The sequence below is a fragment of the Kitasatospora sp. NPDC043949 genome, from assembly GCF_056435365.1.
In genome coordinates this window covers 150,040-166,160 of the sequence record NZ_JBWKEQ010000008.1, presented here as the reverse complement: position 1 = coordinate 166,160, position 16,121 = coordinate 150,040, and the positions used below count along the sequence as shown (strand labels likewise).

The 16,121-nt window shown below is 74.0% G+C and carries 13 protein-coding genes; 10 read left to right on the top strand and 3 right to left on the bottom strand.

Going from position 1 to position 16,121, the window contains the following annotated elements:
• Positions 1-67: 67 nt before the first annotated feature.
• A complete protein-coding gene (locus AC07AL_RS09640; protein WP_478317279.1) occupies positions 68-2,119 on the bottom strand; it encodes an FAD/NAD(P)-binding protein in 2,052 nt (683 codons plus the stop codon).
• Complete coding sequence (locus tag AC07AL_RS09635) at positions 2,116-3,108, bottom strand: amino acid ABC transporter permease (RefSeq protein WP_478317278.1); 993 nt, start codon at positions 3,106-3,108, stop codon at positions 2,116-2,118. The genes AC07AL_RS09640 and AC07AL_RS09635 overlap by 4 nt, the downstream gene beginning before the upstream one ends.
• A 660-nt stretch (positions 3,109-3,768) precedes the next feature.
• Here AC07AL_RS09635 and AC07AL_RS09630 point away from each other — a divergent pair.
• The 8 genes from AC07AL_RS09630 to AC07AL_RS09595 all read left to right on the top strand — a co-directional run bounded on the left by AC07AL_RS09630 (position 3,769) and on the right by AC07AL_RS09595 (position 11,745).
• A complete protein-coding gene (locus tag AC07AL_RS09630) occupies positions 3,769-4,929 on the top strand; it encodes an LLM class flavin-dependent oxidoreductase (protein ID WP_400988554.1) in 1,161 nt (386 codons plus the stop codon).
• Positions 4,926-5,438, top strand: coding sequence for a GNAT family N-acetyltransferase (locus AC07AL_RS09625; RefSeq protein ID WP_400988552.1), 513 nt, complete (start codon positions 4,926-4,928; stop codon positions 5,436-5,438). Before AC07AL_RS09630 ends, AC07AL_RS09625 begins: the two co-directional genes overlap by 4 nt.
• A 10-nt stretch (positions 5,439-5,448) precedes the next feature.
• Positions 5,449-6,399 carry an ABC transporter substrate-binding protein gene (locus AC07AL_RS09620; protein ID WP_363581952.1) on the top strand — a complete coding sequence of 317 codons (951 nt, stop codon included), beginning with the start codon at positions 5,449-5,451 and terminating at the stop codon, positions 6,397-6,399.
• A gap of 28 nt (positions 6,400-6,427) precedes the next feature.
• On the top strand, positions 6,428-7,519 hold the full coding sequence (locus AC07AL_RS09615) for an amino acid ABC transporter permease (RefSeq protein ID WP_363581954.1): 1,092 nt from the start codon (positions 6,428-6,430) through the stop codon (positions 7,517-7,519).
• Positions 7,516-8,307 (top strand): amino acid ABC transporter ATP-binding protein, encoded by a 792-nt coding sequence (locus tag AC07AL_RS09610; protein ID WP_363581956.1) that lies wholly within the window; start codon positions 7,516-7,518, stop codon positions 8,305-8,307. The genes AC07AL_RS09615 and AC07AL_RS09610 overlap by 4 nt, the downstream gene beginning before the upstream one ends.
• Positions 8,308-8,399: 92 nt before the next feature.
• Positions 8,400-9,383 carry an ABC transporter substrate-binding protein gene (locus tag AC07AL_RS09605; protein ID WP_363581958.1) on the top strand — a complete coding sequence of 328 codons (984 nt, stop codon included), beginning with the start codon at positions 8,400-8,402 and terminating at the stop codon, positions 9,381-9,383.
• Between the two features lie 93 nt (positions 9,384-9,476).
• Positions 9,477-10,685: a serine/threonine-protein kinase gene (locus tag AC07AL_RS09600; protein WP_363628703.1), complete on the top strand. Its 1,209-nt coding sequence runs from the start codon at positions 9,477-9,479 to the stop codon at positions 10,683-10,685.
• Between the two features lie 208 nt (positions 10,686-10,893).
• On the top strand, positions 10,894-11,745 hold the full coding sequence (locus AC07AL_RS09595) for a fumarylacetoacetate hydrolase family protein (RefSeq protein WP_363581962.1): 852 nt from the start codon (positions 10,894-10,896) through the stop codon (positions 11,743-11,745).
• 51 nt (positions 11,746-11,796) lie between these two features.
• Here AC07AL_RS09595 and AC07AL_RS09590 read toward each other — a convergent pair whose 3' ends face one another.
• Positions 11,797-12,552: a TetR/AcrR family transcriptional regulator gene (locus tag AC07AL_RS09590; protein ID WP_363581964.1), complete on the bottom strand. Its 756-nt coding sequence runs from the start codon at positions 12,550-12,552 to the stop codon at positions 11,797-11,799.
• A 162-nt stretch (positions 12,553-12,714) separates the two neighbouring features.
• Between AC07AL_RS09590 and AC07AL_RS09585 the strand changes: the two genes are divergently transcribed.
• A complete protein-coding gene (locus AC07AL_RS09585; RefSeq protein ID WP_478317277.1) occupies positions 12,715-14,421 on the top strand; it encodes a DUF885 domain-containing protein in 1,707 nt (568 codons plus the stop codon).
• 179 nt (positions 14,422-14,600) lie between these two features.
• Positions 14,601-16,121 carry an MFS transporter gene (locus AC07AL_RS09580; protein WP_478317276.1) on the top strand — a complete coding sequence of 507 codons (1,521 nt, stop codon included), beginning with the start codon at positions 14,601-14,603 and terminating at the stop codon, positions 16,119-16,121.

The following is a 16,121-nucleotide window of genomic DNA, read 5'->3' as shown; positions in this document are numbered from 1 at the left end:
TCGGTGGAGTCGGAGAGGCCGGGGTGGGCCCTGGAACCCGCTGCCGGGCCCACCCCGGGGCCCGCCCTCAGGCCCCCCTCGTCCGGCCGGAGGGCGGGCGCGGCGGTGGCGGGGTGCGCTGACCGCACGGCGGAGCAGGGGCGGCGACCGCCGACAGCGCGGCGAGGCGGGTGCCCTGGCGGCGGCGGGCGGGCGGGGGATCGTCGACGGGCCCCGGGGCGGCGGCCGGGAGCGCGGCCAGCGCCCGCAGCAGCGCGCGGGCGGCGGCGTCGTTCTGCCGGAATCCCGGGGAGTTGGTGCGGGGCCGGGCGAAGGCGGCGGCGGCGCGCAGGCTGGTGTGCGGGCCGAGTGCGGTGCGCCGGGGGTGCGGGGCGCCGCCCAGGGCCGGGTCGAGCAGCCGGCTGTCGCCGGGGGCGATGGTGACCAGGCCGGAGCGGTGGGTGTAGTCCTCGTCGGCGACCACCTCCTCCACGAGTCGCCCGGCGCGGTGCAGTTCGCGTAGCACCGGGTCGAGGGTGCGGGTCAGCTGGTGCTTGGGCAGGTACGCCTCGACCAGGGCGGTGGCGGCGACGGTGTGGCCCGGCACGGTGTCGCCGCCGGCCCGCCAGGTGCCGGTGGCCTCGTCCCGTTCGACCCGGACGCCCGCGCCCAGGAAGCGCACGATCCCGGCCTCGGAGAGGGCGAGCAGCTGGCGCAGCCGGAAGCCGGGCGGGCCGGAGGCGAGGTAGCTGAAGTAGCCGAAGAACCACCCGTCCACCTCCTCGGCGACCGAGCGGGCGGTGAGCCGGCCGGTCGCGAGGATGCGCGGGAGCTGGCCGAACAGCGAGAGCAGGGCGAGGAAGGCGCCGAGGTCGGCGCTGTGCGCGGGGTCGGCGCGGCGGTCGGCGTCGGCGGTGACGTAGGCGCGCAGGTGCTGCTGGAGCTCCTCGGCGGAGCCGAGTTCGAGGCCGGCCAGCGGGTGGTCGAGCCGTTCGAAGTCGATCCGGTCGGCCGGGTCGGGTACGGCCTCGGCGACCAGGGCGGCCAGGGCGGGGGAGTACCAGTCGTGCCGGTCGAACCGGGCCAGGAACTCCGGCCAGGGCAGCGCGGTGCGCTCGGGGTGGGCGTGGAACAGCTCGTGGTAGTGCCCGAAGGCGGTCTCCTTGGCCATCAACGGCCAGAAGTCGCGCCGGAGTTCGAGCGGACCGCCGGTGGCGAGGACGGTGTCCACGGCGGTCGCGTCGAAGTACCGGGGGAGCGGGGCGGGCGGCCCCTGGAGGCGGTAGCCGGTCTTGGAGTGGTACGGGACTCCGCGCCGGGAGCCGAGGTGCAGCACCGGTTCGCGGCCGGACGGGCGGTAGCGCAGCCCGTCCCCGGTGGGCTCGAAGCGGCCGCCGCGCCCTTCGGTGAGCAGGGCGACCAGGTCGACGGAGGCCAGGCCGAGGCCGCGCAGCACGACGTGCTCGCCGGGGGCGATGCCGTCCAGGTCGGCGTCGGCGGAGTAGGCGGGCGGGAGGTGGAAGCGGCCGTGCCGGGCGGCGAAGTCGGCGTCGGCGGCGTACCGGGGGTGCGGGGTGGAGTCGAGGTGGCCGAGGGTGAGGGCGACGTGGTCGGCGGTGAGCGTGCGGCCGGTGAGGTGGACGGTCTGCGGGCCGTCGGGCGGGCCGTCGATCCGCCGGACGGTGTCCCGGTGCACGGTGACCGTGACGTGCGGGGGCAGGTCGGCGACGGCGCGGCGGAACGCCCAGTCCAGGTAGGCGCTCTGGGCCCGGCGGGTGGGGAAGTCGGTGGGCGCGAGGGCGTCCAGTTCGGCCCGGACGGCCGGGTCGGCGACCTCCCGGTAGGGCGCGAACTCCCGCCGCCGGAGCGCCCATTCGGCCAGCGAGGGGCCCGGGCGGACCGGCCCGTCGATGGTCGAGCGCTCGTCGGTGAACATGGTGACGTCCTCGGCCATCGAGTTCATCCGCAGCAGCGGGGACTGTTCGTGGCGCCAGATCCGGCCCGCGCCGGGCGGGTGCGGGTCGACCAGGTGGACGTGCAACGGCCGTTCGGCGGGCAGGAGTTCGGCCGCGTTGGCGGCGATCCGCTCCAGCAGCCCGGTGCCCCGCGGGCCCGCGCCGACGATCACCAGAAGACTCATGCCGCCACCTCCCGCAGCCGCCGTAGGGCGGCCCGGGCCCGCTGGAGCGGGGTGGGCGGCAGGCCGTCCCGGGTGGCGCCCTTGGCGTAGTGGCGCTCGACGTAGTACTGGCCGACGGACAGCAGGGTGGTGACCACCAGGTACCAGATGGTGGCGACCACCAGCATCGGGATGACCCGGTACGACTGCAGGTAGACCAGCTGCACCGAGTAGAGCAGGTCGGAGACGGCCAGCACGCTGACGATGCTGGTGCCCTTGAGCGCGCTGATCAGCATGTTCCCGGCGGTCGGCACGATCGAGCGCATCGCCTGGGGGACGACGATCCGGCGCAGCACCCGCCACCGGCCGAGGCCGAGCGCCGAGGCGGCCTCCAGCTGGCCGCGGTCGACGGACAGGATGCCGCCGCGGATCACCTCGGCGGCGTACGCGGTCTCCAGCAGGGTGAGGCCGATGACGGCGGTGAGGGTGGGGCCGATCAGGTTGACGGTCTTGACGGTGACGAACTCGGGGCCGAACGGGATGCCCAGGCCGAGGGTCGGGTAGAGCGCGCCGATGTTGAAGAAGAACAGCAGCTGCACCAGCGGCGGGGTGGAGCGGAAGATCCAGATGTAGCCCCAACCCAGGGTGCGCAGCACCGGGTTGCCGGACATTCGCATGACGGCGAGGCCGGCGCCGAGGACGAAGCCGAGGGCGAGGGTGACGGCGGTGAGCCAGAGGGTCAGGGTGAGGCCGTTGAGCACCGACCCGGCGGTGAACCAGTCGGCGACCACGTCCCACTGGAAGGCCTTGTTGCGCACCACGGAGTTGACGGCCATCGCGGCCAGCAGCAGCGCGATCCCGGCGCAGACCCACTGCCCGGGCCGGCGGCGGGCGACGATCCGGGCGCCGGGGTCGGGCGGCGGGCCGGGGCGGTCGGGGCGGTCGGGGGCGGTGGCGCCCGCGGGGGCGGGTGTGGAGCGGGCGGGGAGGAGGTCCTGCGGGGTGGCCATGGCGGCGGCTCCTGGCGGAGGTGCGGGCGGGCGGGAGGTACGGGTGTGGTCACGTACGGCCGTCGCACCGGCCCGCGTCCCTCAACACGGCCGGCGCTGTGCACTGCACTCCGCCGTGATCGTACGCATGCGCGATCGACGGCTGTCAAGGGTGGTCCGGGTCCCGACCGGGGCCCGGCGCGGACCGGTCGCAGGGCGACAGGAGATCGCAACAGAGCGGCAATGATGGGTGGTTGACGGACCACTTGGCGGGCTGTTCAACTTGAGGCCATGTACGCCGAGCAGCCCCTGGTCACCCGCGACCACATCGACTTCGGTCGGGTGTGGTCCGCGGCGTGTCGCGGCTGACCCGGCAGCGGGCCGCCCGTCCGGCCCTGATCTCCCGCGGGGAGCCCTCCCTCGGTCTGCCCCGCCGCGGGCCGGGACCAGCCGTCCGCAGCTGACGGCGTCCCAGGCGCACGCTGCCGTCCGACGACCTCGCACTGAACTCCGGCAGTACTCCCTCGTCCACGCCTGCCTCCCACCTCCTCCCGCCGCGCGCGCCGACCCCACCGTCGGCGCGGCCGCCGCGCACCCGTGTCCACGGCCGCCCCGCCCCGGCCGGCTCCGGCCTGCCCACCCGCAGTCCACCGGACTCCGCTCACCCCGAAAGGTTCCGCCATGCCCGTCGAATTCCTCGGTATCGCCGCCACCGGCGACGGCTCGGAGACCACCCCCCGCTCCACCGCGGCCTTCGACCGCGACTACACCCTGCGGCTGGCCCGGGCCCACGAGGACCACGGCTGGGACCGGGTGCTCTTCGCGTACGGCGCCGGCTCCCCGGAACCCGCGGCCGCGGCGGCCTTCCTCGCCTCGCACCTGGACCGGCTGCAGATCCTGCTGGCGCACCGGCCGAACGTCTCCTACCCGACCTTCGCCGCCAAGACCTTCGCGACCCTGGACCAGATCAGCGACGGGCGGCTGACCGTCCACTTCATCACCGGCGGCAGCGACCACGAGCAGCAGCGCGAGGGCGACTTCCTGTCCAAGGACGAGCGCTACGAGCGCACCCGCGAGTACATCGGCATCGTCAAGAAGGCGTGGACCAGCCGGGAGCCCTTCGACCACGAGGGCGCCCACTACCGCTTCAACGACTTCGTCTCCGACGTCTTCCCCGTCCAGCAGCCGCGCCCCGGGGTCTCCTTCGGCGGCTCCTCGGACGCCGCCTACGCGGCCGGCGGCGCCGAGGCGGACGTCTACTGCCTGTGGGGCGAGCCGCTGGCCCGCACCGCCGAGCAGATCGAGCGGGTGAAGGAGGCGGCCCGGGCCGCCGGGCGCACCGACGTGCCGCGGATCCAGGTGGCGTTCCGGCCGATCATCGCGCCGACCGAGGAACTGGCCTGGGAGAAGGCGCACCGGACGGTGGCCGCGATCAAGGCCCGCCGGGAGTCCGGGGAACTCGTCCGCCGGGGCCGCCCGCTCGGCGCCGCAGCGCCCGAGAACACCGGCTCCCAGCGGCTGATCGAGATCGCCGAGGCCGGCGAGCGCTACGACCGCGCGCTGTGGACCCCGACCGCCGCGGCCACCGGCGGGGCCGGCAACTCCAACGCCTTGGTCGGCACCCCGGAGACGGTCGCGGAGGCGCTGCTCGACTACTACGACCTCGGCGTGGACATCCTCTCCGCCCGCGGCTACCACCTGCTCGACGACGCGATCGACTTCGGCCGCCACGTCATCCCGATCGTCCGCGAGGAGGTCGCCAAGCGGGACGCCGCCAAGGCCGCGGCGGCGGCCGAGCGCGCCGAGCGGGACCGGCACCAGCTGATCGCGGTGCAGGCGTGAGCGCTCCGGACCGGTGGGTCGGCCCGGCGGCCGGGTTCCGCCGGGTCACCATCGACGACCCGCTGGTCGAACCGCTGCTGCGCGAGCTCACCCACGAGTACGTCAGCCGCTACGGCCCCGAGGCGCACCAGGAGATGACCCGCTACCCCCGGGACGCCTTCGCCGAGCCGCACGGCGTCCTGCTGCTCCTGCTGGAGGACGGCGAGCCGGTCGCCGGCGGCGCGTACAAGCGGTACGACGAGCGCACCGCCGAGCTGAAGCGGATGTGGACGCACTCCGCGCACCGCCGCCGCGGCCTGGCCCGTCGGGTGCTGGCCGAGCTGGAGCGGACGGCGGCCGCCGCCGGCTACGCCCGGATCTACCTCACCACCGGTCCGCGCCAGCCCGAGGCCAGGGGCCTCTACCTGGCGTCCGGCTACACCCCGCTGTTCGACGTCGCCGCCGATCCCCTGACGATCGGCCCGCTCCCCTTCGAGAAGCACCTGCCGGTGCTGGCTCCGACCCCCTGAAAGGCCCCCCGTGAGAAGCACCACCGTCCGCCGCCGCCTGCTCGCGGCCACCGCCCTGCTGCCGGTGCTGGCGCTGGCCGCGTGCGGCTCGGACCCGAAGATCGCGGGCCCGGCGGGGGCGAGCGGGCCCGCCGCCACCGCCGTCTCCCAGGACGTCGTCTCCGGCCTCGCGAAGTCGGACGCCGCCGCCGCGCTGCTGCCCGAGGAGGTCCGCAAGGCCGGCACGCTGACCTTCGGCGCGTCCTTCGGCTCGCCGCCCACCGCCTTCTACGCCGACCAGGCCACCAAGAAGCCGGCCGGGATCGACGTGGACTTCACCGATGCGGTGGCCAGGCTGCTCGGGCTGACCGTGCAGCGCCAGGAGGCCGCCTTCGAGACCATCCTGCCCGCCCTGGACAGCGGCAAGTTCGACGTCGGCACCGGCAACTTCGGGGTCACCACGGCCCGGTTGAAGACCATCGACTTCGTCACCTACATCGACGACGGCCAGGGCTTCGCCGTCCGCAAGGACAACCAGGCCGTCCAGCCGGTCACCGACCTGCTCCAGCTCTGCGGGCTGACCATCGGCACCGGCGCCGGCACCACCTTCGAGACCACGCTGAACGCGAAGCGCAACGCCTGCACCGACGCCGGGAAGAAGCCGTACGAGGTCAGGGCGTTCAGCGACCCCGGGGCCGTGCTCACCGGCCTCCAGCAGGGCCGGGTCGACGTCCTGATGTCCACCATCAACGGCCTGCGCTACCAGGCCGCGCAGGAGGCCTCCGGGACGCGCTTCCTCGGCGAGTTCCACCGGCTGGACGTCGGCTTCGCGTTCAAGAAGGGCTCGAAGCTCACCCCGGCCTTCCAGGCGGCGGTCAACCAGCTGATCAAGGACGGGACGTACGAGCGGATCCTCAAGAAGTGGGGGGTCGCCGAATCGGCGATCAAGGAGTCCCTGATCAGCCCGCCCGAACACCAGTGATCCCCGGGTCTGCCGAAGGAGCCCCCCGATGACCGCCAGCACCACCGCGACGTCCCAGGCCCAAGCCGAGGCTCAAGCCGAGGCCCAGGCCCAGGCCCGGGTCGAGCGGGCACCGGCGTCCGGACCCGATCCCGGTCCGGGCACCGGCGCCCGTCTGGACCTCGACGAACTGGCCGCTCTGCGGGCCGTCCCCGCCCGGCACCCCTGGCGCTGGGGGATCGGGGTCGCCGCCCTCGTCGTGCTCGCCCAGTTCGCCCACGGCCTGGCCACCAATCCCGGCTGGGACTGGGCCACCTTCCGGGTCTACTTCACCGCCGACACGATCGTCCAGGCGGTCGGCCGCACCCTCGAACTCACCGTCTACGGCACCGGGCTGGGCTTCCTGCTGGGCGCCGTGGTGGCCGCGATGCGGCTGTCCCGCAGCGCGATCCTCCAGTCCATCGCCTGGGCGTACGTGTGGGTGTTCCGCTCGATCCCGCTGATCGTCCAGCTGGTGTTCTGGTTCAACCTGTCGTACCTCTACAAGCGGTTCGGGATCGGCATCCCGTTCGGCCCGACCTTCGGGGACTTCGAGACGGTCGGCGTGCTGAGCGCGCTCGGCGCCGCCGTGCTCGGCCTCGGGCTGCACCAGGCCGCGTTCGCCGCCGAGATCATCCGCGGCGGCGTCATCGCGGTGGACGCAGGCCAACGGGAGGCCGCCACCGCGCTCGGCATCCCGCGCTGGCGCCAGGGCTGGCGGATCGTGCTGCCGCAGGCGATGCGCGGCATCCTGCCGGCCGCCGCCAACGAGGTGATCTCACTGCTCAAGGGCACCTCGGTGGTCTACGTGATGGCCATCGGCGAGCTCTTCTACCAGGCCCAGGTGGTCTACGGCCGGACCGGCCGGGTGGTGCCGCTGCTGATGGTCGCCACCGTCTGGTACGTGCTGCTGACCACGGTGCTGTCCATCGGCCAGTACTACGTCGAGCGCTACTTCGCCCGCGGCGCGCAGCGCACCCCGCCGCCCACCCCGCTCCAGCGCGCCCGGGCCTTCGTCCGGAGCCTGCCCGCCCGCACGCCGACCGCCCGCACGCCGACCACTCGCGCAGCGACCGCGCGCACCACCGGAGGACGTCGATGACCACGCTCACCAAGACCGAACCGGCGGCCGCACCGATGGTGCAGGTCCGCGGCCTGCACAAGAGCTTCGGGCCACTGGAGGTGCTGCGCGGCGTCGACCTGGACGTCCCGGTCGGCTCGGTCACCGTGGTGCTCGGCCCGTCCGGCTCCGGCAAGTCCACGCTGCTGCGCGCGATCAACCACCTGGAGAAGCTCGACGGCGGCTACGTCGCCATCGACGGCGAGCTGATCGGCTACCGGCGCTCCGGCGACCGGCTGTACGAGCTCAAGGAGCGCGAGGTGCTGCGCCAGCGCACCCACATCGGCTTCGTGTTCCAGAACTTCAACCTGTTCCCGCACCTCACCGTGCTGGAGAACCTGGTCGAGGCGCCGATCGCCGCGCTGCGCCGCCCCAGGGCCGAGGCCAGGGCGACGGCGCTGGCGTTGCTGGAGCGGGTCGGGCTGGCCGACAAGGCCGCCGCGTACCCCCGGCAGCTCTCCGGCGGCCAGCAGCAGCGGGTGGCGATCGCCCGGGCGCTGGCCCTGGAGCCGAAGGTGCTGCTGTTCGACGAGCCCACCTCGGCGCTCGACCCGGAGCTGGTCGGCGAGGTGCTGGACGTCATCAAGGACCTCGCCCGGACCGGCACCACCATGATCGTGGTCACCCACGAGATCGGCTTCGCCCGCGAGGTCGCCGACACCGTCGTCTTCATGGACGGCGGCGTGGTGGTCGAGCAGGGTCCGCCGGCCGAAGTCCTGGACCGCCCCCGGCACGAACGCACCCGGGCCTTCCTCGCCAAGGTGCTCTGAGCCGAGGTGCTCTGAACCGAGGTGCCCTGAGCCGAGGTGCTCCAGCCCTCCCCACTGCACCGAAACCCCCTTCACCGAGCAGGAGTTCCGCCATGCCCCTACCCCGTCGCGCCCTGGTGACCGCCGCCGCCGCCCTCGCCGCCGCCCTCGCCCTGACCGCCTGCGGCGGCGCGTCCTCGGGAGCCACGGCGGAACTCGCCCCGGCCAAGGGCAGCACCGCGCCGAACGGCGCCGTGGTGAACCTGACGGCCGAGCAGAACCGGGTGACCACGGCCAAGGTCGACGCGATCGCGGCGCTCGTCCCGGAGGAGATCAGGCGGAGGGGGACGCTGGCCGTCGTCGACTCCCTCGGCACCACCCCGCCGCTGGACTTCTACGCCAACGACGACAGGACCATCATCGGCGTCGAGCCGGACATCGCCGCCCTGGTCGGCAACGTGCTCGGCCTCAAGGTCGAGTTCAACCCGGTCTCCTGGGAGAACATCTTCGTCGGCCTGGACAGCGGCAAGTACGACGTCGGCCTCTCCAACATCACCGTCACCGAGGCGCGCAAGGAGAAGTACGACTTCGCCACCTACCGGCTGGACGTCCTCGGCTTCGAGGCCAGGAAGGGCAGCGGCCTCAAGGTCGCCGGTGCCAAGGACCTGGCGGGCAGGTCGGTCGGCGTCTCCTCCGGCACCAACCAGGAGAAGCTGCTGATCTCCTGGAGCGAGGAGAACACCAGGAACGGCCTCAAGCCGATCGACATCAAGTACTTCCAGGGCACCGAGTTCTACCTGGCGCTCTCCTCCGGCCGGATCGACGCCTACGTCGGCCCCAATCCCAGCCTGGCCTTCCACGTCGCGCAGACCGGCGAGACCGAGATCGTCGGCACCTACTCGGGCGGCGGCGCGGACGTCCTCGGCAAGATCGCCGCGACCACCCGCAAGGGCAACGGGCTGGTCCGGGCGCTCAACGAGGCGCTGAACGAGGTGATCAGGAACGGCAGCTACGGCCAGGTGCTCAAGCGCTGGGGCCTGGACAACGAGGCCGTGCCGACCTCCGAGGTCAACCCGCCCGGGTTGCCCAAGCAGTAGGGCCCGTCCGTTCACCCGTTCGCCGCCCCCCGCCGCTATGGTGACCCCTCCGGCGGCGAACACCGCCCGGACACGGCGGACTTGGGGGAGGACATGCAGCAGGGGGAGGTGCTCGACGGCCGGTACCGGCTGGACGAGTGGCTGGGCAGGGGCGGCTTCGGTGTGGTCTGGAAGGCGACCGACCGGCGGCTCGACCGCGAGGTCGCGGTCAAGCTGCTGCTGGCGGAGCACGCCGCCGACCGGGAGGCCGTCGGGCGGTTCGTCCGCGAGGCCCGCACGGCCGGCGGTCTCTCCAATCCGCACATCGTGACCGTGTACGACTACGGCCTGGTCGCGACCGCCGCCGGGGGGACCCACTACCTGGTGCTGGAACTCGTCCGCGGCCGGGCCCTGTCCGACATCCTCAAGGACGGCGCCCCGGACCAGGAGGCCGCGCTGAAGTGGATGCGCCAGGTCTGCAAGGCACTGGACGCCGCGCACCGCTCGGGCGTCGTCCACCGCGACATCAAGCCCGAGAACGTGATGGTCGACGCGGGCGGCAAGGCCAAGGTGCTGGACTTCGGCATCGCCCGGCTGCTCACCCAGTCCGCGGTGCTCACCTCCACCGGCAGCGTGGTCGGCACCGTCCCGTACCTGGCGCCCGAGTGCTGGTCCGGCGCCGCCGTGGACGGCCGGGCCGACCTCTACGCGCTCGGCGTCATGCTGTACGAACTCTGCACCGGGCGGCGCCCGTTCCGCGCCTCCTCGGCCGCCGAGTACATGTACAAGCACCTGGAGGAGACCCCGCCCCGGGTGCGCAGCACCGATCCGGCGCTGGCCGACCTGGTCGCCGGGCTGCTCGCCAAACGGCCCGCGGACCGGCCGGCCACCGCCGCCGAGGTGCTGGAACGGCTGCGCCGGATCCGGCCGGGGGTGCTCCGCCCGGACGACCCCAGCCCGGAGCAGCTGCGCCGCCGGGCCGACCAGGCCTGGCGGCGCGGCGCGCAGGGCGCCCCCGGGGAGGCCGTCGAGATGCTCACCGCGCTCATCCCCGACCTCGCCCGGATCTGCGGCCCGGCCGACCCGCGCACCCTGCGCACCTGCCACGACCTGGCCCTCTGGCTGGCCCAGGACGGCAGCCCGGGCGCCGCCGTCGCGCTGCTGCGCGAGCTGGCCGCGGAGCCGGCCGCCGAACCGGACGTCCGGGCCGACGCGCTGCGCGACCTGGACCGCTGGCACCGGGAGGCCGCCCGGAGCGGGCCGGGCCGGCCGCGGGCGCTGAGCCTGGCCGGCCTGCTCGGCGGCGGCCCGCAGGGCGGCTGAGGGCCCTCGGCGCCGTACGGACGGGAGGCTGTCAACCGTGCGGGCCGCTGATTCGGCGCCTGCGGCGACTGTGGGAATTGATAGGAATCCGCCCATCGGGACTGTCTGGTTCACCGACCGGTGGCGTTGATATACCTCGTTGCCGGAGTCGGGCGCGGTGTCTTCGGCCGCCCCGGCGAGCTACGACGAAAAGGCTGGTGACGGATCGATGAAGCTCCTCCGCGTCGGACCCCCGGGCGCCGAGCGCCCGGTCGTGCTGGGCCAGGACGGCATCGGGTACGACCTCTCCGGGCGTGCCCGGGACATCGACGGGGCCTTCCTGGCCGGGCTGGACGCCGCCGCCCTGGCGCGGGACGTGGCCGCCGGGGCGCTGCCCCGGGTGGACCTCGCCGGGCAGCGGGTGGGCGCGCCGGTCGCCCGTCCGGGCAAGGTGGTCGGCATCGGGCTCAACTACCGCGACCACGCCGCCGAGGCCGGGGTCGCGGCCCCGGACGAGCCGGTGATCTTCCTCAAGCCGAGCTGTACCGTGGTCGGCCCGTACGACGAGGTGCTGGTGCCGCGCGGCGGCGAGAAGACCGACTACGAGGCCGAGCTGGCCCTCGTGATCGGCCGCACCGCCCGCTACCTGGCCGGGCACGAGGAGGCCGCGGCGGTGATCGCCGGCTACACGATCGCCAACGACGTCACCGAACGGGCCTTCCAGTTCGAGCGCGGCGGCCAGTGGGACAAGGGCAAGTCGGCGGAGACCTTCACCCCGCTGGGGCCCTGGCTGGTCACCGCGGACGAGGTGACCGACCCGCAGCAGCTGCCGCTGCGGCTGTGGGTCAACGGCGAGCTGCGGCAGGACGGCAACACCGGCGAGATGATCTTTCCGGTTCTCGAACTGGTCCGCTACGTCAGCCAGTTCATGGTCCTGGAGCCGGGCGACGTGATCGTCACCGGCACCCCGGCCGGCGTCACCCTGGGCCACCCCGGTACGCCGTTCCTGGCCCCGGGCGACATCGTCGAGATCGAGATCGAGGGCCTCGGCCGCCAGCGGCAGGTGCTCGGCACGGCGTAACGCCCCGCCGGCGCGGCACCGGCCGCCCCGACCCCGGGCACGGGGGTCGGGTCACCGGGCCGCCAGCACCTCGCGCAGCCGCTCGGCCCGCGACGCCTGCGGCCCCTCCAGCGCGAGCAGCAGGGCCAGCACCTGCGCGGTCTGCGGGTCGTGCAGCGCGGTCGCCGCCGCCATCGCCGTGAACTGGTCCACCAGCCAGTCGCGCAGCTCGCCCACCGGCAGCGTGCGCCCCTCGTCCAGCCAGGTCAGCGACGCGCCCTCGACCACCGCGATCCACGAGCGCACCAGCAGCGTCAGCCGGGGCCCGGCCTCCCGCACGCCGAGGTGCCGCAGGGTCCGCTTGAGCGCCGCCCGCCGGACGTCGTCGACGATCGCCGAGGTGCGGGCCGTCTCCACCACCGAACCGCCGCGCAGCAGCGCCGAGTAGCCGGCGTCGTGCTCGGCCACGAAGGCGAAGTAGCCGTCCAGGACGGCCGCCAGCTGCTCGGACGGGGTCCCGGCCAGCGGGACGGCGAAGCGGCTGGTCAGCTCGTCGGCCGCGCTGCGCAGCGCGGCCTCGTACAACTGCTGCTTGCCGCCCGCGAAGTAGCGGTAGACCAGCGGGCGGGAGGCTCCGGCGGCCTCGGCGACGTCGTCCAGGCCCACCTCCTCGGGCGGCCGGGCGGCGAACAGTTCCAGGGCGACCGCGATCAGCTGTTCACGACGCTGCTGCACCGGCAGTCGCCGGTAGCCGGTGCGGCGCGGGCGGGGGCCGGGTGCGGCCGGGGCGGGCACCTGGTCGGTTGCCGTGGTGGGGCGGGCTTCCATGGCGGTCAGCGTAATGGGCGCGGGCCCGATCGGATCCTGTCGCGCGCGGCGGTTTCCCGAACGTGTGTTTGTCCGGGACCGCCCGGCGGCGGTCGGCCGGTGCATGTCACCGATCGCCCGGTTAAGGCTTGCAATCGGCCCTCGCCACGCCATGATGTCCGAATGGTTGAAGAACTGATCACCTCCGACGCCACCACCCCGCGTCGCATCGCCGACGGTTACGTCCGGGCCCTGGCCGAACTCGACCCGCTGACCGCGGTCTACCTGGGGTTCAGCCCCGAGGACGACCGGCTGCCCGACCTCTCGCCGGCCGGTGCCGAGGCGATCGCCGACCTCGGCCACCGCACCCTGGCGGCCCTTGCCGAGGCCGAACGCTCCGACGCCGCGCAGGACGAGGCGGAGCGCCGCTGCGCCCGGCTGCTGCGCGAGCGGCTGACCGCCTCCCTCGCCGTCCACGAGGCCGGGGAGAACTTCCGCGCGGTGCGCAACCTGGGCTCCCCGGTGCACGAGGTCCGGGACGTCTTCACCCTGATGGGGACCGACACCGAGGCCGAGTGGCAGGTGGTCGGCCGCCGACTGGCCCGCGTCCCGCTCGCGCTGGCGCAGTACCGGGAGACGCTGGCCGCCGGCATCGAGCGCGGCCTGCTGTCCGGCCCGCGCCAGGTGGCCACCGTGGTCGGGCAGCTCGGCGAGTGGCTGGAGGGGGACGTACCCGGCGGCTGGTTCGGCGAGTTCGTCCAGGGCGCGCCGGAGGGCCTGCGCGCCGAGCTGTCCGGGCCCGCGCTGGCCGCCGGGGAGGCGCTGGCCGCCCTGCGCGACTGGCTGCGCGACGTCTACGGCCCGGCCGCCGCCGACACCCCCGACACCACCGGCCGCGAGCGCTACCGCCGCTTCGTCCGCTTCTGGACCGGCTCCGACCTGGACCTGGACGAGGCCTACACGTGGGCCTGGGGCGAGTTCCACGACCTGCTCGCGCAGATGGAGGCCGAGGCCGAGAAGGTACGCCCGGGCGCCGGCCCGATGGCGGCGATGAAGTGGCTGGAGGCGGACGGCCCGGCCGTGGAGGGCGCCGAGGCCACCCGCGTGTACCTCCAGGAGCTGATGGACCAGGCCGTCCGGGACCTCCAGGGCACCCACTTCGACCTGGCCGAGCCGATCACCCGGGTCGAGTCGAGGATCGCCCCGCCCGGCAGCGCGGCCGCGCCGTACTACAGCGCGCCCTCGCTGGACTTCAGCCGCCCCGGGCGGACCTGGCTGCCGGCGCTCGGCCGGGAGCGCTTCCCGGTCTGGGACCTGGTCTCCACCTGGTACCACGAGGGCGTCCCGGGCCACCACCTGCAGCTCGCGCAGTGGAACTACGTCGCGGACCGGCTCTCCACCTACCAGGTCAGCCTGGGCGGGGTGAGCGCCAACCTGGAGGGCTGGGCGCTGTACGCCGAGCGCCTGATGGACGAGCTCGGCTACCTCACCGACCCGGGACACCGCCTCGGCTACCTCAACGCGCAGATGATGCGCGCGCTGCGGGTGATCGTCGACATCGGCATGCACGCGGGCCTGGACTTCCCGGCCGACTCCCCGTACCTGCCGGGCGAGCCGGTCAGCCCGGAGGCGGCCCGGGAGTTCTTCGGCCGGTACTGCGGCCTGACCCCCGACTACCTGGACAGCGAACTGGTCCGCTACCTGGGCATGCCCGGCCAGGCGATCGGCTACAAGCTGGGCGAGCGCGCCTGGCTGCGCGGCCGGGCGGCGGCGCGGGCGGCGCACGAGGCGCGCGGCGAGGAGTTCGACCTCAAGGCCTGGCACATGGCGGCGCTCTCGCAGGGCTCGCTGGGGCTGGACGACCTGGTCGAGGAGCTGTCCGCGCTGTAGGGCGGCCGTCGGCCCCGGGCCTCGTCCGCGAGCCCCGGGGCCGCTGGTCCTTTGGCCCGAAAAGGTCGATTTGGCGAGGTTTTTCCTTGCCATCCGCCCGTGCGGGAGCTTCGCTTGAAGGCGACTGCGTGACATCCCCGACTGCGTGACCCCTCCGTACCCCTCCGGAAGGCTGACCAGTGTCTGCGCAAACCGCCACCGGTCATGAGAACGCGGACAGCCGCCGCTGGTGGGTGCTGGTGGTCATCGCCATCGCCCAGCTCATGATCGTCCTCGACGTCACCATCGTGAACATCGCGCTGCCGTCGGCGCAGCGGGACCTGGGCATCTCCGACGCCGACCGGCAGTGGGTGATCACCGCCTACACGCTCGCCTTCGGCGGCCTGCTGCTGCTCGGCGGACGGCTGGGCGACCTCTTCGGCCGCAAACGCGTCTTCACCGTCGGCCTGCTGGGCTTCGCCGCCGCCTCCGCCCTCGGCGGCTCGGCGGACGGCTCCGCCATGCTCTTCGGTGCCCGCGCCCTCCAGGGAGGGTTCAGCGCCCTGCTCGCCCCCTCGGCCCTGGGGCTGCTCTCCACCACCTTCACGGACCCCAGGGAGCGCAGTACGGCCTTCGGCGTCTTCGGCGCGATCGCCGCCGGCGGCTCCGCACTCGGCCTGATCCTGGGCGGGCTGCTGACCGAGTACCTGGACTGGCGCTGGTGCCTGTTCGTCAACGTCCCGATCGCCGCCGCCGCGGCCCTCGCGGCCACCGGCCTCCTGGAGCGCGACAACGCCGCCGGGGGGCGCCGGGTCCGGCTCGACCTGCCCGGCGCGCTGCTCGGCTGCGTCGGCCTGCTGGCGATCGTCTTCGGCACGTCCGAGGCCGTCACCCGGACCTGGGGCGACGGGCTGGTGCTCGGTTCGCTGGCCGTCGGTCTGGCGCTGCTCGCGGTGTTCGTCCTGGTCGAGAGGCGCACCGCGCACCCGCTGCTGCCGCTGCACATCGTCGCCGACCGCAACCGCGGAGGCGCCGCCCTCTCGGTCGGCCTGGCCATGATCGGCATGTTCGGCCTGTTCCTCTTCCTCACCTACTACCTCCAGGTCATCAAGCACTTCTCGCCGGTGCTGTCGGGCGTCTCCTTCCTGCCCATGACGGCCGCCATCGTGCTCAGTTCGACCGGCTTCGCGGCCCGGCTGATGACCAGGGTGCCGACCCGGAACCTGGTCTGCCCCGGGCTGCTGCTCGCCGCGGCCGGCATGGCCTGGCTGACCCGGATGACGGTCGACAGCCCGTGGGCCGGCACGGTGCTGCCCGCCGAGCTGCTGCTCGGCTCCGGCATGGGCCTGGTCTTCATGCCGTCGATGAACCTGGCCACCCTCGGGGTCTCGCCGCGCGAGGCGGGCGCGGCTTCGGCCACCATCAACTCGGCCCAGCAGGTGGGTGGTTCGTTCGGCACGGCGCTGCTGAACACGGTCGCGGCCAGTGCCACCGCGTCGTTCCTGGCCACCCGGATCGCCTCGTCGCCGGCGGTGCGGGCCCAGGGCACGGTGCACGGCTACGTGGTCGCCACCTGGGTGTCGACGGGCGTCCTGCTGCTGGCCGCGCTGATCGCCTTCCGGGTGATCGACCACCGGCCGGCGCCCGCTGTGACGACCGTCGTCCCGGGCGGGGCGCAGGCCCACACGGCCGTCCCGGCGGAGCCCCGACGAGAACCCTGA